The organism is Haloferax sp. DFSO52, assembly GCF_048158745.1.
In the GTDB taxonomy this organism is placed as follows: domain Archaea; phylum Halobacteriota; class Halobacteria; order Halobacteriales; family Haloferacaceae; genus Haloferax.
In genome coordinates this window covers 953,269-979,639 of the sequence record NZ_JBLOPB010000002.1, presented here as the reverse complement: position 1 = coordinate 979,639, position 26,371 = coordinate 953,269, and the positions used below count along the sequence as shown (strand labels likewise).

Sequence of the window (26,371 nt, the reverse complement as noted above, 5' to 3'; positions counted from 1 at the left end):
TAAAAATATCAATTAATTGATTTGATTTGGTTCTTACCGACGCCCTGTCTCTTCTCCTTCACACCCGCTCCACCAACATGCCTCGTACGCCCCGACGACCGGGCAGCGGACGCGGACGATTGCACGCCTGTACCCCGCTCAATCCGGAACACAGTCGGAGAAGAACCGACTGCCTACCCCTCAATCTACGTCTTCAGTCGTGGTAGCCCCAGAATCGCTCGTACTTGATTCGCTCAGGAGGGACACCCATCGATTGGAGTGTGTTCCACAATCCTTGGACCATGCCCGGCGTTCCACAGAGATAGAACATGGGTTCGTGCAACTCACCTGCAATCTCTTCGAGTAAGTGTCGGTCGATACGACCCCGCCGACCGGTCCACTCGCTTCCTTCGGGTTCGCGGGTGAGTGTGTGAACGAGTTCGAACCGCGGATTCGCCTCGGCTAGCGCTTCGAGTTCCGTTCGGTAGGCAATCTCGTCTGCAGTCCGGTTGCTGTAGACGAGTCGTACAGCGATGTCGAGTTGTGCATCGGTTGCATACTCGGCCATCCCCTTCAGCGGCGTGATACCGATTCCACCTGCGACGAGAACGGTGTCGTGGTTGGGGTCCAAGAGGAAATCGCCACGAGGCCCTTCGACTAACACCGTGTCTCCAGGCTCGAGGTCGACGAACGCCTGTTTGTACGCACTCTCCGAGACACGGACGCCGTATTCGAGGTAATCCCGGGTTGGGGTCGAGGCCAGCGACATCGGTCGAGAGTCGTTGAATCGCCCTCTTCCCTCGGAAGTTGTGAGTGAGAGTTTGGTGTACTGCACCGGCTTGTACTCGAATCGGGGGTGTCGGCTGGTGCGTATGTGATGGCTCGTTGGCGTCAATGGCCGAGATTCGAGTACCTCGGCTACAAACGCGTACCCGTGTTCCGTTTCACGAATCGTGGTGTCGTTATCCATCGCGCTAGCATAGGTCGCCGAGCACGATGGGCATATCTCACGCTCGTGGGACTGTTCTGGCGTCTCTGTCCGGGGTCGGGGCGGACTATCCGGGAAGATCAGTTGGGGAGACGTCGAACCGCTTGAGGAACTTCTGTACCGCCTCGTCAGCCCCGACAATGGTTATTCGTTCGTCGCCGGTGAATCGTCGCTGTGGGTCGATGTCCACTGTTTGCCCGTCACCGTTCTCGATAGCGATGACGCGACAGCCGGTTTGTTCGTAGATGTTGGAGTTTCCGAGTGTCGACCCCGAAAAGGGCGTGGCCGGGACGCGAACGAGGCGAATCTGACTCGCCGGTGCGAGCACGTCCTCACCTCGAAGCTCCTTCGCAACCATCCTCGCGCTCACCCGCGGGACCGACAGAACGTAGTCCGCACCGGCGCTGAACGCCTTCTGCGTGGCATCTGCGTCACCAACACGGACGAGAACCTCTATCTCCGGGTTGAGTGACTGTGCTAGTACGGTCGTCAAGAGCGCAATCGAATCGTCTGGGACGCCGATGATGATGGCCCCGGCGCTCTCGACACCTGCGGCGAGCAACACGTCTCGGGAGCCTCCGTCGCCGACGATATCGACCCCAGGGCGGTCTTCGACGTCGACCGTGACGACTTCACCACCGGATTCCTCGATGACCTCCCTGGCGGCGTGGCCGACTTCTCCCAGCCCGACGAGCACGAAGCGCTCGTGTTCGGTGAACGACCGGGGCGGCCGAGTGAACTCGCTCAAGTTCTTGAGTGCGGCCTCCTCACCGGACACCAAGAGGACGGTGTTCGGACGGACGATAGCGTTCGGACTGGGTGGGAGCTGAAGCTCGCCATCGAGCCACGCACCGACGATATTGGCTCCAGTTCGCTCTCTGACCTTGGTTTCTCGGATGCTGCGCCCGACGAGTTCGCTCGAATCCGAGACTGGGAGTTCCATCAATCTCGTGTCACCCCCGAGTTCGATGGTGTCTCGCAGTTCGGAACTGAACGACGCGACGGCTTTCTCTGCGAGACGGTGTCCCAAGACGCCGTGCGGTGACAGCACGGTATCTGCGCCGACGGCGCGCAGTACCTCCTCCATTTCGCTGTCGTCGGTCAGTGCGATGACGTCGATATCCGGCCGCATTCCTCGAACGGTGAGTATCGTGTTGACGTTCGCGTCGCCGGCGTCGGTGATGACCGCCCGTGCAGTCTCGATGCTGGCCCGCTCGAAGGTTTCCGTCGATTGCGGAGAGCCGTGGATGGCGGCGTAGCCGCGATTCGAGAGTGACTCAGCGCCCTCCCGTGAAGAAGAGATAAGCACGTACTCGATGCCGAGTTCTCGGAGTTCGTCAAGGAGAATCGCAGAGTCGCGGCGGTACTCACAGATGATGACGTGGTCGGTTTTGGGGCTGAGCCGGTCGTCGAGGTTGACCTCTGCGCCGGTGAAGAGTGGGATGATGATGAGACGGAGCGTAAAAAACCCGATTGCGATGCCGGAAATCTGAATCAGAGCGACGAAGAGAAACATCAACGGGTGGCTCCAGATATCCGAGTCCTGACCGTAGCCCGTGGTGGTCATCGTCTGGATGACGAACTCGAACGAGGCGAAAATGGACTGGTTAGCCCCTTCGAGCCGAAACAGCGCATAGTTGTACGCCGCTGTGTAGAAGATTATGAGTAACACGAGTCCTGTGAGGTAGTAGATGACGTGTCGGATTCGACGGCTTGGTTCCAACCGGCGAATCGACTCGGGGAGCGAGAACATGTTCGGATACCTATGATAGTACCGACGCCGTGAAAACAGTACGTGTCCCCACGGTTCGGCGGACGGGTGGGTTACTCACCGCGAATGTCCCTCGATTCTACGTCTCTCCCGTTTTTGCGGCAATGCTCGAACAGGGCGAGAGCCCATTCGCGGACGGTTTCGTCCTCGGAAATCAGCCCTCCCTTGAGAACTCCCTGGTCGTCGGTGAGATTGATTCCCACTTTGCCATCCACGATTCCCACCGACATCGGGATGTCCTCGCAGACGGTGAATCGGACGTTCGGTTGGTCGAGCATCTCGTTGAACTGCTGGCAGGCGGTCTGGTGTCCCAAGACGACGTCGAGAACCTCGGGTGAGATGACGAAGTCGATGTGTGTCTCACCGTGGACTGCCAACTCCCACTGATTTTCGACCATATCTGGGGAGACGCTTCGTGTGACCCCACGAATCTGGTCGCCAGACGCCTGAAAATCACGGACACGGCGGAGAAAACGGGTCACGTCGCTTTCTTCGACGAGGATGAGTTCCGCATCGCGGAGGCGTTGGACGTCGAACGTCAGTTGGTCGTCCGGTAACCACTGTATCGGTTCACGCAATCGATGTACGGCTTCCATCTCGGCGACGAGATGGGTGAACTCGTCGTAGACCCATTCACCCAGTGGCGTCACCGCGTACGCCTGTCCGACACTCGTTATCCAGTTCCGATCTTCTAGCCCCCTGAGGACTCGGGTAATCGTCGCCCCCGACGTATCGACCTGGTCGCGTATCTCGGAGCGACTCTTCGGATTCTCGACGAGAGCTCCGAAAATCGCCACCCTGTTCTCCGAGTTCGCGAGAAACGCGATGTCGTCGAAGGGAGTGTTCATAGCTAGCCTAGTGGTGTCTGAGAGTAGATAATGGTGATTGCCAACTATCACGTTTGCCGCACCAGACCAGTGGTAACAGCGGAGTGTGGGCTAGCGTTCACCGGAACCACCAGTCCTCTCGAAGCGCTGTGTCGCCTAGCACTTCACCAATCGATACGCGCCTCGTCGACGCAAACACGTTGGACAGTCGTAAGTAATTACAGCGGAGAGTGAGTGGCCGTCACGATGGCAGCCCCCAGATTCGAGTACGACGCGGCCGTTCCGCAGACGGTCAGAGGGATGCTCTCGCTGTTCGTGGGTATTGCAGCTCTCTCGTCGGTTTGATTCGCACCGTCCCAGCGCGAACGCTTTTGCCTCGACGGAGAGAATCCCGCTTGATGGATCACCCGAGGTCGGACAGGCCCGTACTTGTCGGAATCGAGAGCTTGGACAACGTCCAGCAGTTGGTACGTACCGCCAGCGACCTCGCCGACCTCGGGACGGGCGAGGTTCGACTCGTGACCGTCGCAGTAAAGCGGTCAGACTCCCCGTTCAGTGTGTTCAGCGACGAGACCATCGTCCGCGAGTTCGCCGACAGTAGCCACGAACTGCTCGACCAGGTGACCACACCAGCGGGTGTCGCCATCGAACGCGACGTACTCGTCGCGCGGTCAGCCACGAGAGGGCTGCTCGCGGCGGTCGAAGAGACAGACCCTGCCGCGCTCGTCGTCGGATGGCGAGCGCAGGAACGACGAACCGACGCTGTCTTCGGGACGACCGTCGACGCGCTCGTCAAGCACGCACCCTGCGACTTGTACGTCGAGCGGGTCGGCCACGAAGCGAACGGCGTCGACTCCGTCCTCCTCCCAGTCGCGGGTGGCCCACACGTCGAGACCGCTGCTCGGGCCGCGATAGCTATCGCTGCCCGGAACGACGCCCGCGTGGTCGTGTTTTCGGTCGAGACATCCGACGACGCCGCCGCATTTGTCGCCGAGGGACGCGAGGCGCTGGCCGACGTAGACGGCCCCGAAGTACCGGTCGAGACGACGGTTCGGGAGAGCGACGACGTGACCGAGGCCGTCGTCGACGAGGCGGCCGCCCACGACGTGGTCGTGATGGGAGCAACCCGGCAGCGCTCTCTCCGGCGTAAACTGGTCGGGTCGGTCCCCCGACGGGTGGTCAATCGAACCGACCGGACGGTAATCCTCGCCCGGAACGGCGACGTGGTCGGTGGCCCGCTACACAGCCTCGGTCGATTATTCCGCCGATGACGGCTATCGTGTTCTGGGTCCTCGTCGCGCTCGCAACCGTCACCAGCTTCGCCACCGCGTGGGCGCTCGGTGCGAACAGTAACTCGCCGCCGTTCGCCCCTGCAATCGGTGCGAACGCCGTCTCGACGATGCGCGCCGCCTTCCTCATCGGTATCCTCGCTGCACTGGGCGCGCTCACGCAGGGAGGGAGTATCTCCGAGACCGTCGGGTCGGGGCTCATAGACGGTGTCGCGTTCACGTCGTTGGCGGCGACCACCGGACTCCTGACCGCCACCGCCTTCATGGCGTTCGGTGTCTACACCGGCTACCCGGTTCCGGCCGCATTCGCGACCACGGGGGCGATGGTCGGCGTCGGACTGTCGCTCGGTGGCGACCCGGCGTTCGAAACGTACCGGCGCATTGCGACGTTTTGGGTACTCGTCCCGCCTGTTTCCGGTGGGCTCGCGTATCTCACGGCCAAGTTGTTGCGGCGCGACGATATCCCAGAGACGGTGGCGATTCCCCTGCTGGCGAGCGTCGTCGGTGGCATCGTCGCGAACGTCCAGTTGAGTATCATCCCCTCGCCGACCGGTGCGGCACAGGAGTCGGTCGCCGGGTTCGTCTCGAGTTCCCTCCCGGCCCTGACCGTCGCAGGCGTCGACGTCGCCACCGGCGTCGTGACGCTGCTCTTCGCCGTCGTGAGCTTCCAGCTCATCCGCCGACGAACTCAGGCATCCGTCGACAAGGGGGTCAAGACGTTCCTCATCGTGCTCGGAAGCGTGGTCGCGTTCTCCAGTGGTGGAAGTCAGGTGGGGCTGGCCACTGGCCCGCTGGAGAACCTCTACCGGGCCGAATTGGGACTGCCGGCGATTGGGTTACTGGCACTCGGTGCGACCGGTATTCTCAGTGGAGCGTGGATGGGCGCACCGCGTCTGCTCCAAGCGACGTCCCGCGAGTACGCACAGCTCGGTATCCGACGCTCCATCGCCGCGCTCGTCCCCGGATTCATCATCGCACAACTCGCTATCACGCTCGGCATCCCGATATCGTTCAACAACATCATCATCTCAGGCGTCATCGGTGGCGGGCTTGCCGGTGGCTCCGCGGGCATCTCGCGTCGGAAAATCGGCTTCACGCTGGGGTTTTGGATCCTCACGCTCGGGATGTCGATTGTGATTGGCTTCGGGCTCTACCGACTCTTCGCCACGTTGCTCGGGACGTAATCACTTGATGACCGTCACCGGCACGGAGGCCTTCCCAACGACGGTCGAAGCGACAGTCCCGAGGAGACGGCGACTGAGTGCGTTCCGGTCTCCTCCGTGTCCGCCCATGACGATGTGGTCGACCTCGTGTGTATCGACGTACGAGAGGATAGCCTCCGCTGGGTCGCCGGCCTCGACTGCGGTGTCGACGCTCTGGCCCGCCTCCTCTACCCGTCGTTTCGCGTCTGCGACGAGATTTTCGGCCCGTTCGTGAGCGGCCGCTTCTCGTGTATCGTCGACCCCGATTACACCTCCTTCGCTCATCCCGCTATCGAGTGGCGTCACTACGTTCAACACCGTTACCGGACAGTCGAATGTGTCGAGCGCGTGTGCCAGCGCGTCGTCTGCGAGCGGCGACCCGTCCAGTGGGACGAGGACGTGAGATGGTTCCATACGCACAGTCCGGGGGCGAGACACAAGTATGTCGACGGTGACTCACGGTGCGCGACGGTACTGTGTCCGAACCTGCGAACTCACAGATTGCTCTCAGAGGGTGTTTGAATGCCGCCCGGGACATTAGCAGTCGACAAACTACTAGTGACGACTACGAGAAGCACGACAGTACTCTGAATACATCAGCACACCAATTTCGTCACGTGCCCGTAGGGGTGCCTCATACGGACGGTTCGATAGCCGATTTCTGGTCGACCATCTTCACGACCGACATATCTGGCATCCCCTTCACCCCAGCCTGCGCCATCCGCTCACGCATCTCCTCGGACCCGAAGAACGCACGAGGGTCTTCGTTGTCGTCCCAGTCGAATAGGACGACGACTTCGTTCGGGTCGTCCACACTCTGGAAGGTCTGATAGCCCTGTTCTCCATGCTCAGTGCGGAAGGAATCGTTTTTATCGAACGACGCTCTCCACGCCTCAAAATCCTCTACAGCCGATTTTGCCAGTAGGTACACCATCTATATCACCACCAATAATGTAGACTCTGGAGAGCTATAAAGACGACATGTGTTATCGTGGCACAAGCTTCTGTCGGCGAACGTGAGTCTCTCTGTCGGACACGCTGACTGAACTAGTGTCCACGTGTAACCGATTCACGTCCCGCATCTATCTCAGATTTGAGCTAGTGTCTGATTGCTTCTCAGACTGGGAGTAGCGGTTAGATGATTGTAGTAATGTCTCTGTGTCGTCGTAAGTTGTCGCCCGGAACACTACCGGGCGAGAATCTACTCTAACCTGATACTGCGACCCTCGTCGGAAGATTGCTGGATCGCGTCAAGAAGTCTGTGCACTTCCAACGCATCCTCAAAGCTGGGAGCAAACGGTTTCCCTTCTTGAATCGCCTCTGCCATGCGTACATACGCCTGTCCCACGTTCTGTGGTGGGCCAAATGGTACCGATGCTGGCACTACTCGCAGTCGTTCAGGAATTGGCAATTCGACGAGCGGTTCGTCGCCTTGAGCACCAACAAGTTTGATCGGCGTGATCTGGGGTAGCCCCTGGGCCGTTGCTATGATTGTTCCCTTACTACCATACACAGCCATCCGCCACCCGTCTCCATGGAATGGAACAGCTGATAACTGGTAAGAGAGAAGTGCGCCATTGGTGAGTACGCCGTTGATAAGTACATTATCGGCTGCTTCTGCATCAACCATCTCACCAGTGTCAGCCATACGCAACTTCTTCACTCGTGTTGCTACCCTGGCTGAAACCTCAGCCAGTGACCCGAAACAATACGCGATGTAAGCAAGCGTGTGTCCACCAATGATTGTCATAAAATGGGCACCTCGATGGATCTCACGCTCGTATTCCATCCGAGAGGGGCGGTCAGGGATACTCGTCCCAAGGAATGTCATCTGAACGGAATGAATGTCGCCTAACCAACCTTCATCACATAACTCCTTGATGTAGGTAAGGGACGGATCGTGACGCCCTTGAAGCCCGATTGCTGTGACAACACCGTTGGCGTCTGCGAGTGCCGCCATCTCCTCTGTTTCTGTGAGACTTGCACCGAGCGGCCACTCACAATAAACGTGCTTTCCAGCGTTTAGTGCTGGCACCACAATTTCGTAATGGCTTGGTATGTTTACGACAGCCGCGATGATGTCGATGTCTGGTTGCGCCACCAGTTCATTGACATCATGATATGCACGGTCTACACCAAATGCTTCTGCGGCAGCAGCAGCAGATTCGGGACGACTTGTGCAGAGTGCCGCCAACTCGATCTGTTCTAGTTCGCGCAATGCTGGGATATGAGCAGCTGGTCCCCAGCCCTTGCCAGCGGCATCTGCCCCCACCAACCCTAACTTTAGTTTATTTTCCATACGGCCCCTTTCCTGAGCTACTGTTCACTCTTCTACGAGAAGAAGCTGTGTTACCAACAATTGTCTACGTGAAGCGTAGTATTCTGATTCCTAATCACTCAGGAGGAGCTGCTGGCGGGTCCGAAACGGGCGGACAGGTGGGCGTTCCGCAATACAGAGAGCCGACAACTCACCGATTGAGCGGGATTGGAGCGCGAAGAGGTCCCCGTCGTATTCTCGCTCTGTATCGGTCGACTCACCCCGTCGATTTCGACCACTCGGCCGTGACCGACTCGCGCCCTGTATTAGCAGAGGCCGTCCGACTCACCCGGCTTCTGTCAGGTATGCCGTGACCGTCTCAGAGGATGAGTTCGGTGTCGCTCCAACGCGCGGAGACGGTGTGATATCGGGAATTACCACCTGCTTTGCACAGTCTCACGCCCACCTACCCGTCATCAGTGCAGTAACGTCCAGGAGTGAGTACACGGACTCCTACGTGATGTGGCTCCGTGAGAGATTCGGCGTAGAGAGGCGAAACGGCAGCTGGAAACTTCCCTTCGGGAACCGACAGGGAGCGACCGGTGGTGTCAGGCTGAAGTGGGGGTCGACCGGGACTCTTCGCTAACCGAGAGAAATGTCTCGAGATCGTTCGGTTCGATGCCGTAGGCCTCTGCGTCAGCTATCGGGTTGACACCATAGCCGACCTCCTCATACCAGACATACATGTCTGCCATCTCGTCACCGACCATCTGACGATAGTCGTCGATATCGGGGCGGACGTGCGTGATCTCGTGGCCTCTCACCGTCGAAAGGGCCGCTGCTATTTCAGCTGGCGTGCGGTTGTCGCCAGCGAGTTCGATCGTCTTCCCGACAAAGCGCTCGGGATCGGCTAGTGCCATCGCGGCGGCCTTGCCGATGTCCGTCGCGTCGAGGAGTGCCAGTGGTGTCTCTGATGACATCGGCACCGAGAGACCTTCTTCGGCGAGTTCCTCACCGTAGAAGCGCGTGAGATTCTGCATGAAGAACACCGGGCGGATGATCGTGTAGTCGAATCCCAGCTCCTTGACCCGGTCCTCGACGCGTGCCTTCGACGCGAAGTGTGCCAGCGGCGCCGTGTCCGCTTTACCGACCGACGAGAGGACGAAACGTTCGACTCCGGCTTCCTTTGCGGCCTCGGCGAAGATGACCCCTTGTTCCGTCTCGACGTCGGTGCCAGCCTCGTAGAACGTCGTCACACAGAAGACGGCATCCATCCCCTCGCAGCAATCGCGCATGCGCTCTGCGTCGGTGAGGTCTCCCCCGAGTACAGTCACGCCTCGCGCTTCGAGGGCCCGAGCCGCGTCACTGTTGGCGTTTCGCGTCAGCCCGTACACGTCGTACTCTCCGAACTTGCCAGAGAGAAGTTGATCGACAACGCTCCCTCCCTGTGTGCCGGTCGATCCGGCTACGAGTATTTTCATCACGATACGATTTCAGGAACGCTCTGTGGACGGATTAGGATACCTATGGCACGTGTCACGTGAAAACAGACACAGTCTGTGAGGTCTATAGGAACTGTTTGCAAAACCACTCCGAATTGCTGTCAGACCAGTCTCATCTCCCCGTACATGATGTCTCTCCATAGTCTCTCTGTGATTCGTTCATTCATCGAGATGGGAGAATTTCGGTCGCGTTTTCGGCTCGTTCGTCGACGGCGTCGTGGAAGCAGTAGAGATGTATCTCCGATAGGTCTGAGTTGTCGCCCGGAACACTAACGGCCGGTATCATCCCGAGGCGGCGTGCCGCGTCAACCGGGAAACCCTCGTGCCAGGCGGTCCGTCTTTCGGGCGCGGACGTTCCGAAGTACGCCGGCGTCAGCCGGCCAGTAGGTGTGGCGCACCCGGGTTCGCCGTTCTGTCATCGCTCCCAAAGTGGGACAACTCGGACGGGGACTTGAGGTACGCAGAGGAGTCTAGTTCGTCAGGGGTAAAACGAGTTCCGACCGCGCGGTGGGAGTCGAATCGACGAAATAGCCGCCGGCGGCTTACAGCGTGTACTCGGATTCCGTAATCTGGACGTACTTGCCCTTTCGGTACTTCAGTTTCGTCTTCTTGTACCGGGTGGCGAGTTTGGCCGCGCTGAACCCGGCGGAGAGTTTGGCCCGGTCGAACGACTTGTATCCGCCGTCTTCCGCGAGGAGTTTGCGTGCCGATTTGAACGTCTTGTCCCAGTCGCTCGGGCCGTAGTCGTGGACGATTTCGGCCATCGCGACGTTTCGGAGGATTTCGTCGCCGATGGCGTCTTTCCATCGCGTGTTGTACTCGCTCAGGTCACCGTCGGCAGCGAGTTCGCCTGCGATTGCGCCGGTCCGAACCGCGACGTGGTCGCCGCCTTCGTGGAATGCCGACGTCGAACCCATCGCACCGCCGGTGACGGCGATTCCGGCCCCGACTGGTGAGTCGATCGGCCGCGTCGACGAGATGGCGTAGGTTTCTGTCCCTTTGGTCTTTCCTCGGTCTTCGACGAGCGGGAAGTCCTCGTCGATATCGTACTCGTCGCCGTACTCCTGTTCGAGCAGTCGGCGGACGTACTCGCGTCCCTGCGGGATGCGCTCGTCTTCCGGGCGAAGCAGTTTGTAGTCGTCTCGGTCTTTCACTTCGTCGATGTCCAGACCAATCGGCATCGTGAGGCCAACCCGGCAGACGTTGTTGTCGTTCGGGAAAATCCACGGATAGGCCGTGTGGCCGGGCATGTACCCCCACCAGAACTTGATTGCGCCGTCGACTTCGTCGAACAACTCCGTCGGGAACTCGCGGTGTTCCTGATAGGCGATGTGGTTTGCCTTCGGCGCGGCGAGGCGGTCGGTGACGTCGAACGACAGATATCTGTCGAGGACTTTGTTCGTGACCGTCCGCTGTGGGCCGTCCGCGAGGATGAGGAAATCGGCACCGATGTCCTCACCCCTCGCAAGACGAACGACGTGACGCGGGTCGTCTCCGTCACCGGCGGCGTCGAGGTCAGTCTCGACGTCGCGGACGGACGCTTTCACTCGGTACTCTGCACCGGCGTCCTCTGCACGGCTTCGCATCCAGTCGTCGAACTTCGCCCGGTGAAACGTGTACCCGAACTCGTCGTACGACGACTCGATACCCGTACTCCGCATCGTCAGCGTCTCGGTTGGTCCGATGAACTCTGCCCGGTCGAGGATGTCGAGGACGACACCGTCCGGCATCTCGTCGGGGTCGATGCCCATGATGTCCACCCAGTAATCGAGGATACCCGCCGCATCCGTCGAATCCGGACCGAGCCCTGCTCGGTCCGCTCGGGGGACGCCCTTCTCTAAGACCACAGCGGTGGCGCCAGCCGATGCAGCGGCGTGTGCCGCCGACGTTCCGGCCGGGCCGCCACCGACGATGGCGACGTCTACGCGTTCCATACCGCTACAGGATTTCGCTCGAGTATTAAACCTCCTGAACCGACGTGCTTGCTCGCGTGACTCAGTGCAGTGATGCGTTCCCAACGGGTGTCGCGTACGGTGGAACCGGCAGTCAGTCCACTACCGCCTCTGATAACTGGGGCCGGAGGTTTATCAGGGAGACCGCAGGAGTTCGGCGTAGATGGACGATGAACGGTCGGGTAGCGAACGAGCACCTGTGGTGTTCAGAGACGAGACCGGTGACCTCGTCTTCGTCGATGGCGGCCCCGCTCCGCAAGGATACGCACCTGTCGCGTGGAGACTCGGTGACGACGGGTCGAGATTCGTCGTGGACCCGACTGTCGATGCGGTCGCCGTCACGAGAACCATCTCGAAGCACCACCGCCCTCACGGCGACTACTTAGACGACTAACGATTTCGACGAGCGACCCGCCCGAAACCACGAGACTGCCACTTCGGACAGATTCATCACGCTCTTCGAGAATTTTGGTCCATGAGCGACCCAGATATCGCGGTTTTACGCCAGAAGATACACGGATTGTCCGCCGAGGAACTTGCCGAAACGCTCCGTGCACGCCTCCCAGACAGAGAGATTGCGCTCGCACGAACCCCCGCAGAGGAGCGTGAATTGCTCTCTCGCGCCCGGGTCGCCACCGGATACAGCGTCGACGAAGCGGCGCTCGAATCGGCCGAAAACCTCGAACTGTTCGCCTGCCTCTTCGCCGGCACTGGTCACCTCCCAATCGAGGTATTAGACGCACACGGCGTCGCCGCCACCAACGCGGCAGGAGTTCACGGGCCGAACATCGCAGAACAGGTCCTCGGGAACATCCTCTACTTCGCCCGTCGATTCCACGTCGCAGAGCGGCAACAACGGAACGCACACTGGCAGTCCTACCAGACCCGTGAACTGCAGGGTTCGACGGTCACTGTCATCGGACTCGGTGCACTCGGACAGGCCATCGTCGAGCGGCTCGAATCGTTCGGCGTCGAAACCATCGGTATCCGCTACACCCCCGACAAGGGCGGCCCCACCGACGAAATCCTCGGGTTCGACGACGAACAGGGACTTCACGAAGCGTACGCTCGCTCCGAGTACATCGTCGTCGCGTGCCCGTTGACCGACACGACGCGTGGCCTCGTCGATGCGAACGCCTTCAGGTCGATGGGGCCCGATACCGTCCTCGTCAACGTCGGACGCGGCCCGATCGTCGATACCGACGCACTCGTCACTGTACTCCAGATGAACGAACTTCGCGGTGCGGCACTCGACGTGACCGACCCCGAACCACTCCCGTCGGACCACGAACTCTGGAACTTCGAGAACGTCTTCATCACGCCACACAACGCCGGTCACACACCGAAGTACTGGGACCGCATAGCCGACATTATCGTAGAAAACGTCGAGAAGTTAGACGCTGGTGACACCGACTTCCGCAACCGCATCGTCTAGCGATAGCGAGTTCGAGGAGTGTGAGTTCGAGGGGACCGAATTCGAACGCTAGTCGTCCCGCGTCAGTGCTGGATTCGTCACAGCACCGTTTGCCGCCGACCCGAAGTCACGAGCGTACTTCGCCAGCACGCCGGAGGTGTAGTTCGGCGGTTTGGGTTCCCAGTCGTCTTTTCGGGCGGCGAGTTCGTCGTCCGAGAGGTCCACGGAGAGTTCGCGGTTCGGGATGTCCACGGTCACTTCGTCGCCGTCTTCGACGAGTGCGATTGGACCACCGTCTGCGGCTTCGGGGGCGACGTGGCCGACCATCGGGCCGCGCGTCGCACCGGAGAACCGACCGTCGGTGAGCAGTGCCACGTCGTCTTCGTGGCCCTGTCCGACGACAGCGGCGGTGACGCCGAGCATCTCGCGCATGCCGGGGCCACCGCGCGGTCCCTCGTTGCGGATGACGATAACGTCGCCAGACTCGATGTGTCCTTCCTGGACGTAGCGCATCGCGCCTTCTTCGTTCTCGAAGATACGGGCGGGGCCGGTGTGGTGGAACTTGTCGTCGCCGGTCACTTTCAGCACCGCGCCGTCGGGTGCGAGGTTGCCGGTGAGAATCTTGATGGCTCCCTCGGACTGGTAGGGTTCGTCCACCGTGTAGAGGAAGTCCTCGTCGATGTCGTCGTCGTCAGGCAGGTCGAGATGGTCGAGTTCTTCTTCGATGGTTCGACCCGTCACGGTCATGGCGTCACCGTGGAACAGCCCAGCGTCGAGGAGGCGACGGATGACGACGGGGACGCCGCCGACTTCGTGGAGGTCGTTCATGACGCGCGTGCCACCGGGTTGGAGGTTCGCAATCTTCGGCGTGCGCCGGGAGATTTCGTCGAACTCCTCGATGTCGAGGTCGATGCCGGCCTCCGCGGCGAGTGCGAGGAGGTGAAGCACGGCGTTGGTCGACCCACCGATAGCGACTTGCAGCGCGATGGCGTTCTCGAAGGACTTCTTCGAGAGCACGTCCGAGGGACGCAGGTCGTTTTCGACGCACTGAATGACTGCCTCGCCAGCGCGGCGGGCCACGTCGTAGCGTTCTTTCGACTCGGCAGGTGCCGACGCCGACCCGAGCGGTGCCATGCCGAGTGCTTCTGAAATCGAGGCCATCGTGTTCGCGGTGAACATCCCGCCACACGACCCTGCGCCGGGGCAGGCGTGGCGTTCGAGGTCGTCGAGTTCTTCGGCGCTCATCTCGCCTTCGGCGTACGTGCCGACGCCCTCGAAGACGTTCTGGACGGTGACTTCGCGCCCCTCGTGTTGGCCGGGCATGATGGACCCGCCGTAGAGGAAGACCGACGGGAGGTCGGTGCGGATGGAGGCCATCATCATGCCGGGGAGGTTCTTGTCACACCCCGCGACGGTGACGAGCGCGTCCATGCGCTCACCGAACGAGACGAGTTCGACGGAGTCGGCGATGACTTCGCGAGAGATGAGCGAGGCCTTCATTCCCTCCGTCCCCATCGAGATGGCGTCGGAGATGGTGACGGTGCCGAACTCGATGGGCATCCCGCCTGCTGCCTCGATACCCCCGATTGCCGCGTCGGCGACGTCGTCGAGGTGGACGTTACACGGCGTGATGTCCGCGGCGGGGTTCGGGACGCCGACCATCGGTGACGAAAAGTCTTCGTCGTCGAATCCCATGGCACGGAACATCGCTCGGTGTGGGGCCTTGTCCGGCCCTTCTGTGACCTCCGAACTCCGGAGGTTCGGGTCCTTCCCGGAAGAGAACACGTCGTCTGCGTCCTCTTCGCGTGGGGACTGTTGGCTCATACCTGTCCGAAACGTGTGCGCGAACTTAAATGGAGGCGACTGGGCAGACGTTGCAGTCGGGTTGAGAACTCCCGAACCGGTTCGGGGGAATCAAACGTGTGTGTCGCTGAAGGGAGTTCTCCGATTGTCGGATTCGAGTTCTCGGACTATCGGATGCGAGTTCTCCGACTGTGGAGCGGAAGCGAGCGCGACAACACGTGCACTCACTCGTCGCGTCTGGCGAGCCCAGTGAGATGCGGTGCTTCGGCGACGATTAGCTCTTTCGTGCCGAGTCGTGCGGCGTGCTCGCTCCCCGGCAGGCAGAACGTCGGGACGCCATCGACGATGCCTGCGGTCGCTCGCGTGCCGACGACACGCGTCCCAATCTCGTCGAACGAGAGGTGGCGGAACAACTCACCGAACCCCGGAAGCGTCTTTACGAAGAGTTGTTCGGCAGCTTCGACAGTCTGGTCGTCGGGTGTGACTCCCGTCCCACCGGTCGTGATGGTCGCATCGACGTCCCCACGGTCTGCCATTCGAGCGAGTGCTGTTTGAATCTCGTCGAAGTCGTCGTCGACGACGCGACGAACCGAGAGAGAGTGGCCGGCATCGTGAAGTATCGTTTCGATGGCGTCGCCCGACGGGTCGTCTTCGACCGTTCGAGTCGACGAGACGGTCAAGACTGCGAAGCCGAGTTCGGTGACGTCGTGGTCGTGATGGTGGTCGTGGTCGTGGCCGTGGTTGTGGCCATGCTCGTGGTTGTGGTTCTCTTGGTCGTGCTCGTGGTTGTGCTCGTGCCCGTTGCCATGTTCGTGGTCGTGATGGTGGTCGTGACTGTGCTCGTGCCCATGGCCGTGCTCGTGGTCGCTCACGACGGTGGCTTCGTCGTCGGGCGATAAAGTTCCCCGGTCAGTCGTCAGTGGTCTCGTCGGGATATTTTTCGAGAATCGACTCGAGCGTCAACACGTTCGATTCTGCCTGGAGCGACTCGAACAGTTCGACCACCCACGAGATGGCCGCTTCGTTTTCGTTGGTTGCGACCCCACCAACGCCGGTGTCGGTGTAGACGATGATGCCTGCCTCGTCGTCAGTCGCCCACAGCCCGAATCCGAACGGAATGTCGCCACGGTAGACGTTCACCTCGTCTTTCTGGATGTTCTCGATAATGACCTCACGCGAACGGGGTGATTCGAGCAGTTTCTCGGTGAGCTCGTCCGCGACGAGCATCTCGACGGCGGTGCCGCCTGCTGTCGCCGCGTCGTAGAACGCTTCCAGTTGCCCCTCGATGGCGACGGGAGCGATACCGTACAGCGTCTCACTGTCTTGGATACTCGTGAACAGTTGCTCGACGACAGCATCCGGAATGTCGGGACTTGACGTGTGCACGGCTGCGCCGGAAAGCATCACCGGGTCGAGTGGCGCGTCTGCTGGGAGCATCGACAGGAGTTCCTGTGCGTCCGCAAGGCCTCGAACCGTCTGTTCGTACCGTTCGAACGCCTCGAGTGCACATCGTCCCGAAAGCGTCAGTTCGTATCTTCCATTTCGCTTTGTGACGAGTTGCGTGTCGACGAGCGTCCGGAGTACTCGGTCGATAGTCGAGCGTGACGACTCGAGCGTGTCTGCCAACGACCGTTTGTCCTGTGGGCCATCCTCGGCGAGGACCGACAAAAAGCCAGCACGAGTGATGAGAAGGCTCAACAACTCTTCTCCGTGATGGTCGCTGTCTCGCTTCACAGACGATCACCACGGGGAGAGAGCCACGAATCGTCGGGGACGGCATGTGTGTGTCGTCCGACGTGAAACTGCATTTGAACAATCATGTCAAAGATGAGGTGAGTATGGGATTCGTCACTGAGTACACAGTACCACCTAATGAACGTGCCCACTGTTCTCACATACTGCGCTCACTCTATTCGACAGATATCGAATTAGGGGTAAGACATGTGACGGAAACCTATGTTTTTATCGTTCGGTTTCATGGGTCGATTCGAGATGAAAGCGGTCCAATTCACCGAACACGGTGACCGAGACGTACTCGAATATGGTGACTTCCCAGACCCAGAAGTCGGACCAGAAGAGGTACTCGTCGACGTAAAAGCAGCATCACTGAACCACCTCGACATCTGGACACGCCGCGGACTCCCGGGTGTTGAATTAGAGATGCCACACATCCCTGGCAGTGACATGGCAGGTGTCGTTACCGAAGTCGGTGACCGCGTCAGTCGATTCGAAGAAGGCGACCACGTCGCACTCATCGCGGGCATCGCCAACGGGGGCGACGAGTTCTCTCGCAAGGGTGACCCGACGCTCGCCCCCGACTTCCGAATCATCGGCGAACACCAGCGCGGTGTCCACGCCGAATACGCGGCCATCCCCGAGGAAAATCTCGTACCCGTCCCCGACGACGTCCCGTGGGAAATCGCGGGGTCGGCATCGCTCGTCTTCCAGACGGCGTGGCGGATGCTCATCGACCGTGGCGAACTCCGTCCAGGAGAGAAGGTTCTCGTCCTCGGCGCGTCCGGTGGTGTCGGACACGCAGCCGTCCAGATCGCCGACTACGCCGGCGCAGAGGTTTTCGCAACCGCTTCCACCGACGAAAAACTCGAGTACGCCCGCGAGTGCGGCGCAGACCACGTCATCAACTACGAAGAAGAGGACTTCTCGAAAGAGATTCGGAAGATGACCGATGGTCGCGGCGTCGACATGGTCGTCGACCACATCGGCGACGCCACGTACAAACAGTCGCTCAAGAGCCTGGTCAAAGGTGGCCGCGTCGTCACCTGTGGTGCGACGACCGGACCGAACCCCGGGGCAGGTCTCAACTACATCTTCTGGAACCAGTTGTCTGTCATCGGGTCGACGATGGCGACGCCCGGTGAGGCGGACGAAGTGCTCGACCTCGTCTGGGATGGCACGTTCGAACCACGAATCCGCGAGACGCTCCCGATGAGCGAAATCGACCGGGCACACGAACTCATCGAGGAACGACAGGGCTTTGGCAAGGTGGTCGTTATCCCAGATAGTGAGCTCTGACACCACATCTCGGGAGGATACGTACGTTCACCGACCGGGTGAGACTGACATCGGGGCGGACGAACCCGAACCGAAAGGATTCGGGACCCGTGGCTGGGCCCTCGTCGGTGTCGTCGCACTGTGTTTCCTCGTCGTCCCCGGTGCGGTGTATCTCGTGCCGTCGCTTCCGGCGATGGCGGGACTGCCGTACATCGCCGCGATGCTGGCACTGCCGATGCTGCCAGCGCTCGCACTCGGTGCCGTCGCCGTCTGGTCGATGACGGCGGCGACCCGTGGCGACGGATAGTTCGACACTCCGCCGCGGCGTGACCGACCGAACACAACGCTTCTTTCACGCCGCTGGCACGCTATTTCGAGCGGTAGAATTGCGGTCCAATATAAATAGTTCCGACAACGCTTATCTTCAACTGTGTGTTATGATACCATGTGTCGATGTTCGAACGATTCTCGAGCGGCTACTATCTCGGCCGGTTGTACGTCGAACCGTACGACGGGGACGAGGCAGCTATCCAGCGGACTGAACACGAGCAGCTCAATGAGCACGTCTACGCGAGCGGAACCGGTGTCGAACGAATCGACTATCCGCTCGTCATGAAACTCGACAGTGCACACTTCCCGGTCGTCGGTGACGACAGCGTCCCGACAGGGACACTCGCACTCCCCCGAGAAGTCATCTCCCCCGAGGCGCTTCCCGACGACAGACCCGTCTTACTCGCTGACGGAACACGCGCGGTCGAACTACTTCGATACGCTGGCTACGACATTGACGACCTCGACCCGTCACGACGACGGACGTAGTCGAGTCCATCGCCGGACCGAAACCTCAAGTGGTCGGCCCGCACGATTCCGCGTATGTTGGACGAGTTGTTGGGCCGGGCCGAACTCAAAGAACGCATCGACGAGCTGGAAGACGAGCGCGATGCGGTAGCTGGCCGTCTCGAAGGTGAGTCGGACCGGCGGAAAGAGGCCGTCAGGGCACGACAGGAGGCCGAAGCCGAGGTCAACCGTCTCGAAGACCGTATCACTGAACTCGAAGACCGAGTCGAACGACTCTCCGGCGACGACAGCGCACTGGAGTTCCGTGGAACCGAAGAACTCCGCGGTGGCCGTCTTCGTGAGGTTCTCCGTCGTCTGGAGTCAGTTTCCACAGGGGCCGAAGGCGCACTGACCGCCGTCGTCGCCGACGAACAGTCGGTCCCATCGTCAGTCGAGACGGCGTTCGGCGACAGGGCCTCGCTCGTCCGCCGGGCCGCGCCGTGTGTCGCCCTCACCGATGACGCAGGACTCGTGAGCGTCGCGCTCTCACCGCCACGACTCCCAGATTCGTTCGACGCGTGGACCGACGGGTTCTCCCTCGAAGCGGAGTGGTTTGCACCCAGTTCGGAGACTGTCGTCGCGCTCGTCCGTGCAGATTTGTTCGCACTCGGCCACTACGACGACGGAACGCTCGTCTACCAAACAGGTTTCGAAAGCGACGTGAAATCGGCACACTCGAAGGGCGGATTCTCTCAGCGGCGATTCGAGCGCATCCGCGACGGCCAGATAGACGACCACCTAGACGAGTGCCACGAGGTCCTCGACGACTCGCTCGACGCTGATTCGGACCTCGTCGTCCTCGGTGAGCGAACGGTCCTCGGTGAGTTCCGCAAGCGGGCCTCGCTGACCGCGACTGTCGACGCCAGTGGTGAGCCAGAAGCCGCCCTCGAAGAGGCGTCTCGTGAGTTCTGGACGACACGGTTGTACCGTATCTGAACCGCATCGCATCTGAATTGTACCGTATCTGAACCGCATCGCATCTGAATTGTACCGTATCTGAATTGTACTGCATCTGAATCGCACCGTATCTGAATCGCACCGTATCTGAACCGCACCGGATCTACGTCTACGACTTCGTGCCGGATTGCTGCCGGTCACCACCGAACAGTCCTCGACAGTCACTGCCGAATCGCCCGTCCTTTTAGGGTGGGACGTACTCACATCCTGTATGAGCGACCCACAACGAGTCGTCGTCCTTGCCCACGAGAAGTTCCCTAACCGCGCGAAGACCGCGACAGGCGTCCTCAAATACGCCGACTACGACGTGGTTGCCGTCCTCGACCGGGACAAACCCGGAACCTCCACTGCAGACCACCGTCGTGACCTCCCCGACGTTCCAATCGTCGCTTCGATGGCCGACGCCCCCGACGCGGATGCACTGCTCATCGGTATCGCGCCAATCGGCGGCGGATTCGACCAGACGTGGCGCGACGACGTTCGGACCGCGCTCGAACGCGGATGCGACGTTATCGCCGGCCTCCACTACTTCCTGAACGACGACGAGGAGTTCACCGAGCTCGCCGCCGAACACGGATGTGAAATCAACGACGTTCGCAAACCCCACGACGACATTGGCGTCGCCAAGGGCGTCGCCGCCGACGTAGACGCGGAAATCGTCCTCACCGTCGGGACGGACTGCTCTGTCGGGAAGATGACCGTCTCACTCGAACTCGTCAAGGCCGCCCGCGAGCAGGGTATCGACGCGGGATTCATCCCGACTGGCCAGACCGGCATCATGATTGCCGGGTGGGGCAACCCCGTCGACCGGGTCGTCAGCGACTTCACCGCCGGGTCGGTCGAAGAGATGATTCTCGAGAAAGGCGACGAGTACGACGTCCTCTTCGTCGAGGGACAGGGCAGCATCGTCCACCCGGCGTACTCCGCTGTCACCTGTGGGATTCTCCACGGGTCGATGGCAGACAAACTGATTCTCTGTCACGAGTCCACCCGTGAGGTGATTCACGGCTACGAATCGTTCGCGCTCCCCCCGCTCTCGGAGTACGTCTCGCTCTACGAGAACCTCGCCGCTCCCGTCCACGAAGCCGAAATCGTCGGCGGGGCGCTCAACACGTCGAACGTCGACGACGACGACGAGGCCGCTGCTGCCGTCGAGGCGTACAGCGACGAACTTGGCGTCCCCGCCGTCGACCCGGTCCGACAGGACGCTACCGCCTTCATCGACGAGGTGTTCTAGGATGCTCTCAGCCGAGTTCGAACGCATCTCGATGCCGCTCGCCGACCCGTTCGGAATCTCTCGTGGGACGCAGACAGCGGCCGAAAACGTCGTCGTCCGCATCGAAGACGAAGGTGGAATGACGGGCGTGGGTGCGGCCGCGCCGTCCACTCACTACGGTGAGACTGCAGACACCGTCGAGGCAGTCCTTCCGAAATTACTCGAAATCGTCGAGGACGTCGGTGACCCGCATGCAATCGACCGCATCGAGCGGCGGATGGCACAGACGGTTCGCCGCAATCCGGCCGCCCGAACCGGCGTGAGCATCGCACTCCACGACCTCGCGGCGAAGCGACTCGGCGTCCCGCTCTACAAACTCTGGGGACTCGACCCCGAGCGCACACCTTCCTCTTCGTTCACCATCGGCCTCGACGACATCGAGACCATGCGTGAAAAGACCGCAGACGCCTACGAAGCGGGTTACGACATTCTCAAAGTGAAGGTCGGAACCGACCGCGACAAGAGAATCATCGAGGCCGTTCGCGACGAAGCACCGGGCGTCACCATCCGCGTGGACGCCAACGAGGCGTGGACGCCCCGAGAGGCCGTGCAAATGAGCGAGTTCCTCGCCGACTACGGCGTCGAGTTCATCGAACAACCCGTCCCGGCCGAGGACTACGAGGGCCTCAAGTTCGTCTACGACCACTCGGAACTCCCCATCGCGGCCGACGAGTCCTGTCTCACCGCCGACGATATTCCGAAGATTGCCGACCGCGTCGATATCGCGAATCTGAAACTGATGAAGTGCGGCAGTCTCACCGAAGCCAAACGCATGATTCACACCGCGCGTTCCCACGGCCTCGAAGTCATGCTCGGGTGTATGATAGAGACGAACGCTGCCATCGCCGCCGGCTGTCATCTCGCACCGCTTCTCGACTACGCCGACCTCGATGGCTCGCTCCTCCTCGCGGACGACCCCTACGAGGGTGTCCCGATGCCAAACGGCGCGATCGGCCTCGACGCACTCGACCGCGCCGGGACCGGCGCTCAACTCGACTGAGTCGAGGGGGAGACTGCTTTTCGGGTAGCGCGTTCTCACGACTCCCAGTCGAGATTCTCGTCTCGCGTCTCCGACCGCAACACGAACGGGCCGATAGAGAGCGTCCGCTTTGCGACCGTCGAGATGCGGAGGACGTAGGCCGCGAGCACCGCGAACGGAGAGAGGGAGACGGCAGTGACGAACGCGACGACGAGCAGTAAGTTGGAGATTCCGAGCGTCGCCCCCGGAACGCTTCCGAGGTTGTCGAGGAACAGAATCGCGCCGATGCTCGCCACGAGCGCGGGAATCGCGGTGTAGAACATCGCCCGCGAGAGGTCGACGAGTTCCCACCGGAAGTAGAGCGTCTTGACGTGTTCGCGGGCGGGGCCGAACAGTTCGAGAGCGTCCCGCAAATCGTCGAGGGCCGACTTCGTCTCCGACGAGAGGTCGTCGTGGGTCCGCTGCAGTCGCGTCGCCTGATATATCTTCCACGAGTAGTTGAGGTCCAGTGCCGCCGAGAGGACTTCGAACGATCCGAACTGCCGTCCTTCGAGTCTGTCGGCCACCTCTTCGGCGTTCTCTGCGACCTGTGTGGTGAACTCGCGGACGCGCTTCGTCACATCGTCGGGAGTTCCGTCGGTGTCGGTGTCGTCCGGGAGCGTCTCGGTGACCGCTCGTGAGCGCGCAGCGATGTCCTCGGCCAGTGCGCGCAAGAACGCCGACGGTTCGGGGGGCGCGACAGGAACGCCGAGCAAGTCGGCGACCTCTTCGCGGAAATCTATCGACCCCTGCATCCGGTCTCGCTGCTCGCCGAGCGGCCCGAGTTCGCGCGACAGGACGAGTTGGTTGATACTGACGACGAGCGTGACGCCGGTCACGATCGACGTGAGGAGGCCCTGTGCGAGCGTCTCGATTGGGTCCGTCGACTCGACGGCGCTCCGAAGTGGCGTCGGATCGAGTATCCCCAAGACGACGATGCTGAGGAAGACGATGACGAGCGGGACGAGCGCGACTGCCCAGCGGTCAGCCCGGAGGTAGATATCGAGTTTGGCACGGCTGGTTGCACCACGTGCTCGCATCCTGTCTTCCGGTTCGCCTGGCGACGACCCGTCGTTGTTCGACATGGTGTCGTTCAATATCGTGGTAAAATCGGTCGTGTCGGTCTGTCGAAGTGAGTCACGTCGGACCCGCTCGCGTGCTCCGTCGTCGGTCTCAGGACGACGACTCTTCGTCGTTCTTCAGTTCTTCGAGTTCGGCCTCGACTTCTTCGTCGACGACTTCCGCTTCGATGTCGACCTCGGCGTCGGCCTCTGCCTCCGATTCTTCTGCCGGGGCAGACGACTTGCCCATCTCGGCTTTCAGCGTCTCCAGTTCGGCATCGACTTCCGCGTTCGTGCGGCCCGCTTCGAGTTCACGCTCGATGGAGTCCTTGTCCGAGAGGACGTCGTCGAGGGCACCGGACTCCATGAGTTCGTCCATCGCCGCCGAGCGGGCTTCCATCTCGTCGGTACGCTCTTCGGCACGTTCGAGTGCGCGCCCCACGTCGGCCATCTCGTCGCCGACACCGGACATCGCTTCGGAGACGCGACTCGACGCTTCGGCCGCTTCGTAGCGTGCTTTCATCGTCTCCTTCTTGGTCCGGAACTCTTCGATTCGGCTCTGGAGTTCGTCTTTCTTCTGGACGAGTGTGTCCTGTGTATCCTGCAGGTTCGCAATCTGGGTGTCGAGCTCCTCGATCTGGGTCATCTTGGCCTGCTTCTTTTCGAGGGCCTTGCGAGCGAGGTCTTCGCGGTCCTGTTGGATGGCCTGCCGCGCCTGGTCGTTGTGTTTCTCGACGTTCTCCTCGAGACGTCGTTTCTGTATCTCGAGGCGCTTCTTCTGCGTGGTGAGGTCCGCGATGCCCTGTTTGACCTGCTGGAGTTCGTCGCGCATCTTCTCGTAGGAGTAGTCGAGCGTCTCCGTTGGGTCCTCTGCACGATTGAGGAGGGCGTTGATTTTCGAGCGAATGACGTACGACGTGCGAGAGAGAATTCCCATATCCGTTTAATACGCGACGTTCGGCTTAAAACCTCACCAGTGTAAGAGGTCGGTATGACTGATACGATTCTCGTCCCCGGTGGCCGAGACGTCCGGGCCACGCTCGACGAGTCTGCCGACAGGGCCGACGCTGTCGTCGTCGCCTGCCCACCCCATCCGCAACAAGGCGGCCACCGCGGCGATGCACGACTCACCGCGGTGAGTGACGAACTCACCGCACACGGCATCGACTGCCTTCGGTTCGATTACGGTGAGTGGGACGACGGCTACGGTGAACTCGCTGATACCCGGAACGCAGTCGCGTGGGCGAACGAACGATACGACCGTGTTGGGCTCTTCGGCTTCAGTTTCGGCGGCGCGATGGCACTGCTTTCGGCCGCTGACGGCGTGGAAATCGAAGCAGTCTCCGCACTCGGCCCGACGGCCCGTCTCGCCGACGACCTCGACGTTCCAGCGGTGTTCGACCAGATTCGCGTGCCAGTACAGGTCGTCTACGGGACACGCGACGACATCGCGGAGTGGCAACCGGTCGTCGACTGCGCCACCGACTTTCACCAATCGACCGTCGAGTTCGCTGCCGACCACTTCTTCGTCGGGCAGACCGAGAAAGTCGCTGTCGCTGTCGCGGAGTTCCTCGTTCCGAACCTCGTCCAGTAGAGTCTCTGGGCTGACGGCGTCGGGTGTTCGAATTTCGGTACGTTGCTCCTGCAACACGACGCTCGGCAACAGAGTCCGTTCTTCTTTTCCGGAGGTTCTCTCGCTTCGTTTGCTGAGGTTTTCCCGCTTCGTTTGCTGAGGTTTTCCCGCCTCGATTGCCGGATTCGAATTGTGCGTGTAGAACAAGACAACAGTCTTCTCTGGAGACGGCCATCCCGACTCTGGAAGTGGAGGCTATTTCGTAACAATTGCCTTCATCTGGCGCTATATGCGCTGACTTTGAGCCTCTTGAGACTCGACATGGCGAACGTACCCATTCACACCCATCAGACACTAACCCGAATATATTGCTTTGTCTCCACAATACTAAGGTAACTCTTATACTCCGTCGAGCCACATCTGAGAGTACGACACAATGGCAACCATCCCAAGTATCCAGCCACACGAACTGAAGGAGATTATCGACAGCGGTGCTGACGTCACAATCGTCGACGTACGCGGTCCGCACGACTTCGACGAGTGGCACATCGACGGTGACAACGTCGAAGCTGTGAACGTGCCGGTGATGCAACTGCAAACAATCGACCCCGCAGAACTTCTCAACGGTGCGTCGGACGGAGAAGTCGTCGCTGTCTGCGCATCTGGCCAGACGAGTCAGATGGCGGTTCAGTTGCTCCAACAGTCGGGTATCGACGCCAGGAATCTTCAGTACGGCATGAACGGGTGGGCGAACCTCTACGTCCACCAGGAACTCGAGACAGATACTGCGGCGACGATTCTCCAGTTCAGTCGCCCGTCGAGTGGGTGCCTCGCGTATATGGTTCTCTCGGGTGACGAAGCAGTCGTCGTCGACCCGCTTCTCGCCTTCGTCGACACCTACATCGAAGTTGCCCGTGAGTACGGTGCAGAAATCACCGCCGCTGTCGACACGCACGTCCACGCTGACCACATCAGCGGCGTCCGGGCGTTCGCAACGCGTTCGTCGGCCGACGTCGTCGTCCCCGAAGCCGCCGTCGCCCGCGGTATCGACTACAGCGTCGCGTACAAAACAGTCGCCCACGGTGACGTGATTTCGGTCGGAGACAGCACCATCGACGTCGTCCACACGCCCGGCCACACTTCGGGGATGACTTCGTTCCTCGTCGACGACGCCGTCCTCCTCAGCGGTGACGGCCTCTTCACCGAGAGCGTCGCTCGTCCGGACCTCGAAGATGGTGATGAAGGCGCTGCTGACGCGGCGTCGACGCTCTTCGATTCACTCCAAAACCGTATCCTCACCTTGGCCGACGAAACTGTCGTTGCGCCCGCACACTACAGCGACAGCGCCACCCCAGCAGACGACGGGTCGTACACCGCGACGCTGGGAGCGTTGAAAGCGAAGATGCAGGCGCTTTCGATGCCCAAAGCCAAATTCGTCGAGTACATCACGGCCGACGTGCCTCCGCGTCCCTCGAACCACGAACAGATCATCCAGACCAACCTCGGACAGATTGACACGCCAAACTACGTCGCGTTCCAGCTCGAACTCGGGCCGAACAACTGTGCTGCGAGTCAAGAGTCGATGACACAGTAAGTCGATGACGCTGTAACGTTCCCGAACGCGACCGTTCGGTGACATCGTCCAGTTTTCCT

At 60.8% G+C, this 26,371-nt stretch carries 25 protein-coding genes; 12 read left to right on the top strand and 13 right to left on the bottom strand.

The annotated features are described in order from the left end of the window. Positions 1–193: 193 nt before the first annotated feature. The 3 genes from ACK3SC_RS14580 to ACK3SC_RS14570 form a co-directional block, all read right to left on the bottom strand. Positions 194–949, bottom strand: a complete 756-nt coding sequence (locus tag ACK3SC_RS14580; protein WP_416840917.1) for a ferredoxin--NADP reductase — start codon at positions 947–949, stop codon at positions 194–196. Between the two features lie 85 nt (positions 950–1,034). Further along, entirely contained in the window at positions 1,035–2,720 is a 1,686-nt protein-coding gene (locus ACK3SC_RS14575; RefSeq protein WP_416840916.1) for a potassium channel family protein, read from the bottom strand. A 71-nt stretch (positions 2,721–2,791) separates the two neighbouring features. After that, positions 2,792–3,586, bottom strand: a complete 795-nt coding sequence (locus ACK3SC_RS14570) for a helix-turn-helix transcriptional regulator (RefSeq protein ID WP_416840915.1) — start codon at positions 3,584–3,586, stop codon at positions 2,792–2,794. 377 nt (positions 3,587–3,963) lie between these two features. Here ACK3SC_RS14570 and ACK3SC_RS14565 point away from each other — a divergent pair, with 377 nt between their 5' ends. Continuing rightward, positions 3,964–4,836, top strand: a complete 873-nt coding sequence (locus ACK3SC_RS14565) for a universal stress protein (protein ID WP_416840913.1) — start codon at positions 3,964–3,966, stop codon at positions 4,834–4,836. Beyond that, positions 4,833–6,038 carry an anion permease gene (locus tag ACK3SC_RS14560; RefSeq protein ID WP_416840912.1) on the top strand — a complete coding sequence of 402 codons (1,206 nt, stop codon included), beginning with the start codon at positions 4,833–4,835 and terminating at the stop codon, positions 6,036–6,038. Before ACK3SC_RS14565 ends, ACK3SC_RS14560 begins: the two co-directional genes overlap by 4 nt. On the opposite strand, the gene ACK3SC_RS14555 is transcribed toward ACK3SC_RS14560, so the two are convergent. The 5 genes from ACK3SC_RS14555 to ACK3SC_RS14535 all read right to left on the bottom strand — a co-directional run bounded on the left by ACK3SC_RS14555 (position 6,039) and on the right by ACK3SC_RS14535 (position 11,749). Then, entirely contained in the window at positions 6,039–6,470 is a 432-nt protein-coding gene (locus ACK3SC_RS14555) for a universal stress protein (RefSeq protein ID WP_416840911.1), read from the bottom strand. It abuts the gene before it with no gap. A gap of 220 nt (positions 6,471–6,690) precedes the next feature. Continuing rightward, positions 6,691–6,990: an antibiotic biosynthesis monooxygenase gene (locus ACK3SC_RS14550; protein WP_416840909.1), complete on the bottom strand. Its 300-nt coding sequence runs from the start codon at positions 6,988–6,990 to the stop codon at positions 6,691–6,693. 267 nt (positions 6,991–7,257) lie between these two features. After that, a complete protein-coding gene (locus tag ACK3SC_RS14545; RefSeq protein WP_416840907.1) occupies positions 7,258–8,355 on the bottom strand; it encodes a Gfo/Idh/MocA family protein in 1,098 nt (365 codons plus the stop codon). A gap of 566 nt (positions 8,356–8,921) precedes the next feature. After that, positions 8,922–9,794, bottom strand: coding sequence for an NmrA/HSCARG family protein (locus ACK3SC_RS14540; RefSeq protein ID WP_416840905.1), 873 nt, complete (start codon positions 9,792–9,794; stop codon positions 8,922–8,924). 563 nt (positions 9,795–10,357) lie between these two features. Beyond that, positions 10,358–11,749: an NAD(P)/FAD-dependent oxidoreductase gene (locus ACK3SC_RS14535; RefSeq protein ID WP_416840903.1), complete on the bottom strand. Its 1,392-nt coding sequence runs from the start codon at positions 11,747–11,749 to the stop codon at positions 10,358–10,360. Between the two features lie 181 nt (positions 11,750–11,930). Here ACK3SC_RS14535 and ACK3SC_RS14530 point away from each other — a divergent pair, with 181 nt between their 5' ends. Both ACK3SC_RS14530 and ACK3SC_RS14525 read left to right on the top strand, forming a co-directional pair. After that, positions 11,931–12,161 (top strand): hypothetical protein, encoded by a 231-nt coding sequence (locus ACK3SC_RS14530; RefSeq protein WP_416840901.1) that lies wholly within the window; start codon positions 11,931–11,933, stop codon positions 12,159–12,161. 81 nt (positions 12,162–12,242) lie between these two features. Further along, positions 12,243–13,202, top strand: a complete 960-nt coding sequence (locus ACK3SC_RS14525; RefSeq protein WP_416840900.1) for a D-2-hydroxyacid dehydrogenase — start codon at positions 12,243–12,245, stop codon at positions 13,200–13,202. Positions 13,203–13,250: 48 nt separating this feature from the next. Here the strand turns inward: ACK3SC_RS14525 and ilvD are convergent, their stop codons facing one another. The 3 genes from ilvD to ACK3SC_RS14510 form a co-directional block, all read right to left on the bottom strand. Beyond that, complete coding sequence (gene ilvD, locus ACK3SC_RS14520) at positions 13,251–15,005, bottom strand: dihydroxy-acid dehydratase (protein ID WP_416840899.1); 1,755 nt, start codon at positions 15,003–15,005, stop codon at positions 13,251–13,253. 203 nt (positions 15,006–15,208) lie between these two features. Continuing rightward, complete coding sequence (locus ACK3SC_RS14515) at positions 15,209–15,856, bottom strand: MogA/MoaB family molybdenum cofactor biosynthesis protein (RefSeq protein ID WP_416840898.1); 648 nt, start codon at positions 15,854–15,856, stop codon at positions 15,209–15,211. Positions 15,857–15,893: 37 nt separating this feature from the next. Then, on the bottom strand, positions 15,894–16,718 hold the full coding sequence (locus tag ACK3SC_RS14510) for a helix-turn-helix transcriptional regulator (RefSeq protein ID WP_416840897.1): 825 nt from the start codon (positions 16,716–16,718) through the stop codon (positions 15,894–15,896). 258 nt (positions 16,719–16,976) lie between these two features. Between ACK3SC_RS14510 and ACK3SC_RS14505 the strand changes: the two genes are divergently transcribed. The 6 genes from ACK3SC_RS14505 (at position 16,977) to ACK3SC_RS14480 (ending at position 22,066) form a co-directional block, all read left to right on the top strand. After that, a complete protein-coding gene (locus ACK3SC_RS14505; protein WP_416840896.1) occupies positions 16,977–18,017 on the top strand; it encodes a zinc-binding dehydrogenase in 1,041 nt (346 codons plus the stop codon). Then, on the top strand, positions 18,007–18,303 hold the full coding sequence (locus ACK3SC_RS14500; protein WP_416840895.1) for a hypothetical protein: 297 nt from the start codon (positions 18,007–18,009) through the stop codon (positions 18,301–18,303). The genes ACK3SC_RS14505 and ACK3SC_RS14500 overlap by 11 nt, the downstream gene beginning before the upstream one ends. 146 nt (positions 18,304–18,449) lie before the next feature. Continuing rightward, entirely contained in the window at positions 18,450–18,815 is a 366-nt protein-coding gene (locus ACK3SC_RS14495; protein WP_416840894.1) for a DUF5802 family protein, read from the top strand. A 54-nt stretch (positions 18,816–18,869) separates the two neighbouring features. Beyond that, entirely contained in the window at positions 18,870–19,769 is a 900-nt protein-coding gene (locus ACK3SC_RS14490) for a Vms1/Ankzf1 family peptidyl-tRNA hydrolase (protein ID WP_416840893.1), read from the top strand. 232 nt (positions 19,770–20,001) lie between these two features. Next, positions 20,002–21,027 carry a DUF1611 domain-containing protein gene (locus tag ACK3SC_RS14485; protein WP_416840892.1) on the top strand — a complete coding sequence of 342 codons (1,026 nt, stop codon included), beginning with the start codon at positions 20,002–20,004 and terminating at the stop codon, positions 21,025–21,027. Between the two features lies 1 nt (position 21,028). Beyond that, entirely contained in the window at positions 21,029–22,066 is a 1,038-nt protein-coding gene (locus ACK3SC_RS14480) for a dipeptide epimerase (RefSeq protein WP_416840891.1), read from the top strand. Positions 22,067–22,101: 35 nt separating this feature from the next. Here ACK3SC_RS14480 and ACK3SC_RS14475 read toward each other — a convergent pair whose 3' ends face one another. Together ACK3SC_RS14475 and ACK3SC_RS14470 are read right to left on the bottom strand one after the other, a co-directional pair. Then, positions 22,102–23,169 (bottom strand): hypothetical protein, encoded by a 1,068-nt coding sequence (locus ACK3SC_RS14475; protein WP_416840890.1) that lies wholly within the window; start codon positions 23,167–23,169, stop codon positions 22,102–22,104. A gap of 88 nt (positions 23,170–23,257) precedes the next feature. Further along, positions 23,258–24,082, bottom strand: a complete 825-nt coding sequence (locus ACK3SC_RS14470) for a PspA/IM30 family protein (RefSeq protein ID WP_416840889.1) — start codon at positions 24,080–24,082, stop codon at positions 23,258–23,260. A gap of 54 nt (positions 24,083–24,136) precedes the next feature. On the opposite strand from ACK3SC_RS14470, the gene ACK3SC_RS14465 reads away from it, so the two are divergent. Next, positions 24,137–24,739: an alpha/beta hydrolase gene (locus ACK3SC_RS14465; protein WP_416840888.1), complete on the top strand. Its 603-nt coding sequence runs from the start codon at positions 24,137–24,139 to the stop codon at positions 24,737–24,739. Positions 24,740–25,154: 415 nt separating this feature from the next. Next, positions 25,155–26,312, top strand: a complete 1,158-nt coding sequence (locus ACK3SC_RS14460) for an MBL fold metallo-hydrolase (RefSeq protein WP_416840887.1) — start codon at positions 25,155–25,157, stop codon at positions 26,310–26,312. Positions 26,313–26,371 lie beyond the last annotated feature (59 nt).

Coding starts and splice junctions, on each gene's coding strand:
- ACK3SC_RS14545 (WP_416840907.1), bottom strand. CDS start 8,355: ATGGAAAATAAACTAAAGTTAGGGTTGGTGGGGGCAGATGCCGCTGGC.
- ACK3SC_RS14485 (WP_416840892.1), top strand. CDS start 20,002: ATGAGCGACCCACAACGAGTCGTCGTCCTTGCCCACGAGAAGTTCCCT.
- ACK3SC_RS14475 (WP_416840890.1), bottom strand. CDS start 23,169: ATGTCGAACAACGACGGGTCGTCGCCAGGCGAACCGGAAGACAGGATG.
- ACK3SC_RS14535 (WP_416840903.1), bottom strand. CDS start 11,749: ATGGAACGCGTAGACGTCGCCATCGTCGGTGGCGGCCCGGCCGGAACG.
- ACK3SC_RS14530 (WP_416840901.1), top strand. CDS start 11,931: ATGGACGATGAACGGTCGGGTAGCGAACGAGCACCTGTGGTGTTCAGA.
- ACK3SC_RS14570 (WP_416840915.1), bottom strand. CDS start 3,586: ATGAACACTCCCTTCGACGACATCGCGTTTCTCGCGAACTCGGAGAAC.
- ACK3SC_RS14470 (WP_416840889.1), bottom strand. CDS start 24,082: ATGGGAATTCTCTCTCGCACGTCGTACGTCATTCGCTCGAAAATCAAC.
- ilvD (WP_416840899.1), bottom strand. CDS start 15,005: ATGAGCCAACAGTCCCCACGCGAAGAGGACGCAGACGACGTGTTCTCT.
- ACK3SC_RS14555 (WP_416840911.1), bottom strand. CDS start 6,470: ATGGAACCATCTCACGTCCTCGTCCCACTGGACGGGTCGCCGCTCGCA.
- ACK3SC_RS14580 (WP_416840917.1), bottom strand. CDS start 949: ATGGATAACGACACCACGATTCGTGAAACGGAACACGGGTACGCGTTT.
- ACK3SC_RS14480 (WP_416840891.1), top strand. CDS start 21,029: ATGCTCTCAGCCGAGTTCGAACGCATCTCGATGCCGCTCGCCGACCCG.
- ACK3SC_RS14560 (WP_416840912.1), top strand. CDS start 4,833: ATGACGGCTATCGTGTTCTGGGTCCTCGTCGCGCTCGCAACCGTCACC.
- ACK3SC_RS14460 (WP_416840887.1), top strand. CDS start 25,155: ATGGCAACCATCCCAAGTATCCAGCCACACGAACTGAAGGAGATTATC.
- ACK3SC_RS14490 (WP_416840893.1), top strand. CDS start 18,870: ATGTTGGACGAGTTGTTGGGCCGGGCCGAACTCAAAGAACGCATCGAC.
- ACK3SC_RS14495 (WP_416840894.1), top strand. CDS start 18,450: ATGTTCGAACGATTCTCGAGCGGCTACTATCTCGGCCGGTTGTACGTC.
- ACK3SC_RS14465 (WP_416840888.1), top strand. CDS start 24,137: ATGACTGATACGATTCTCGTCCCCGGTGGCCGAGACGTCCGGGCCACG.
- ACK3SC_RS14525 (WP_416840900.1), top strand. CDS start 12,243: ATGAGCGACCCAGATATCGCGGTTTTACGCCAGAAGATACACGGATTG.
- ACK3SC_RS14575 (WP_416840916.1), bottom strand. CDS start 2,720: ATGTTCTCGCTCCCCGAGTCGATTCGCCGGTTGGAACCAAGCCGTCGA.
- ACK3SC_RS14550 (WP_416840909.1), bottom strand. CDS start 6,990: ATGGTGTACCTACTGGCAAAATCGGCTGTAGAGGATTTTGAGGCGTGG.
- ACK3SC_RS14565 (WP_416840913.1), top strand. CDS start 3,964: ATGGATCACCCGAGGTCGGACAGGCCCGTACTTGTCGGAATCGAGAGC.
- ACK3SC_RS14505 (WP_416840896.1), top strand. CDS start 16,977: ATGAAAGCGGTCCAATTCACCGAACACGGTGACCGAGACGTACTCGAA.
- ACK3SC_RS14540 (WP_416840905.1), bottom strand. CDS start 9,794: ATGAAAATACTCGTAGCCGGATCGACCGGCACACAGGGAGGGAGCGTT.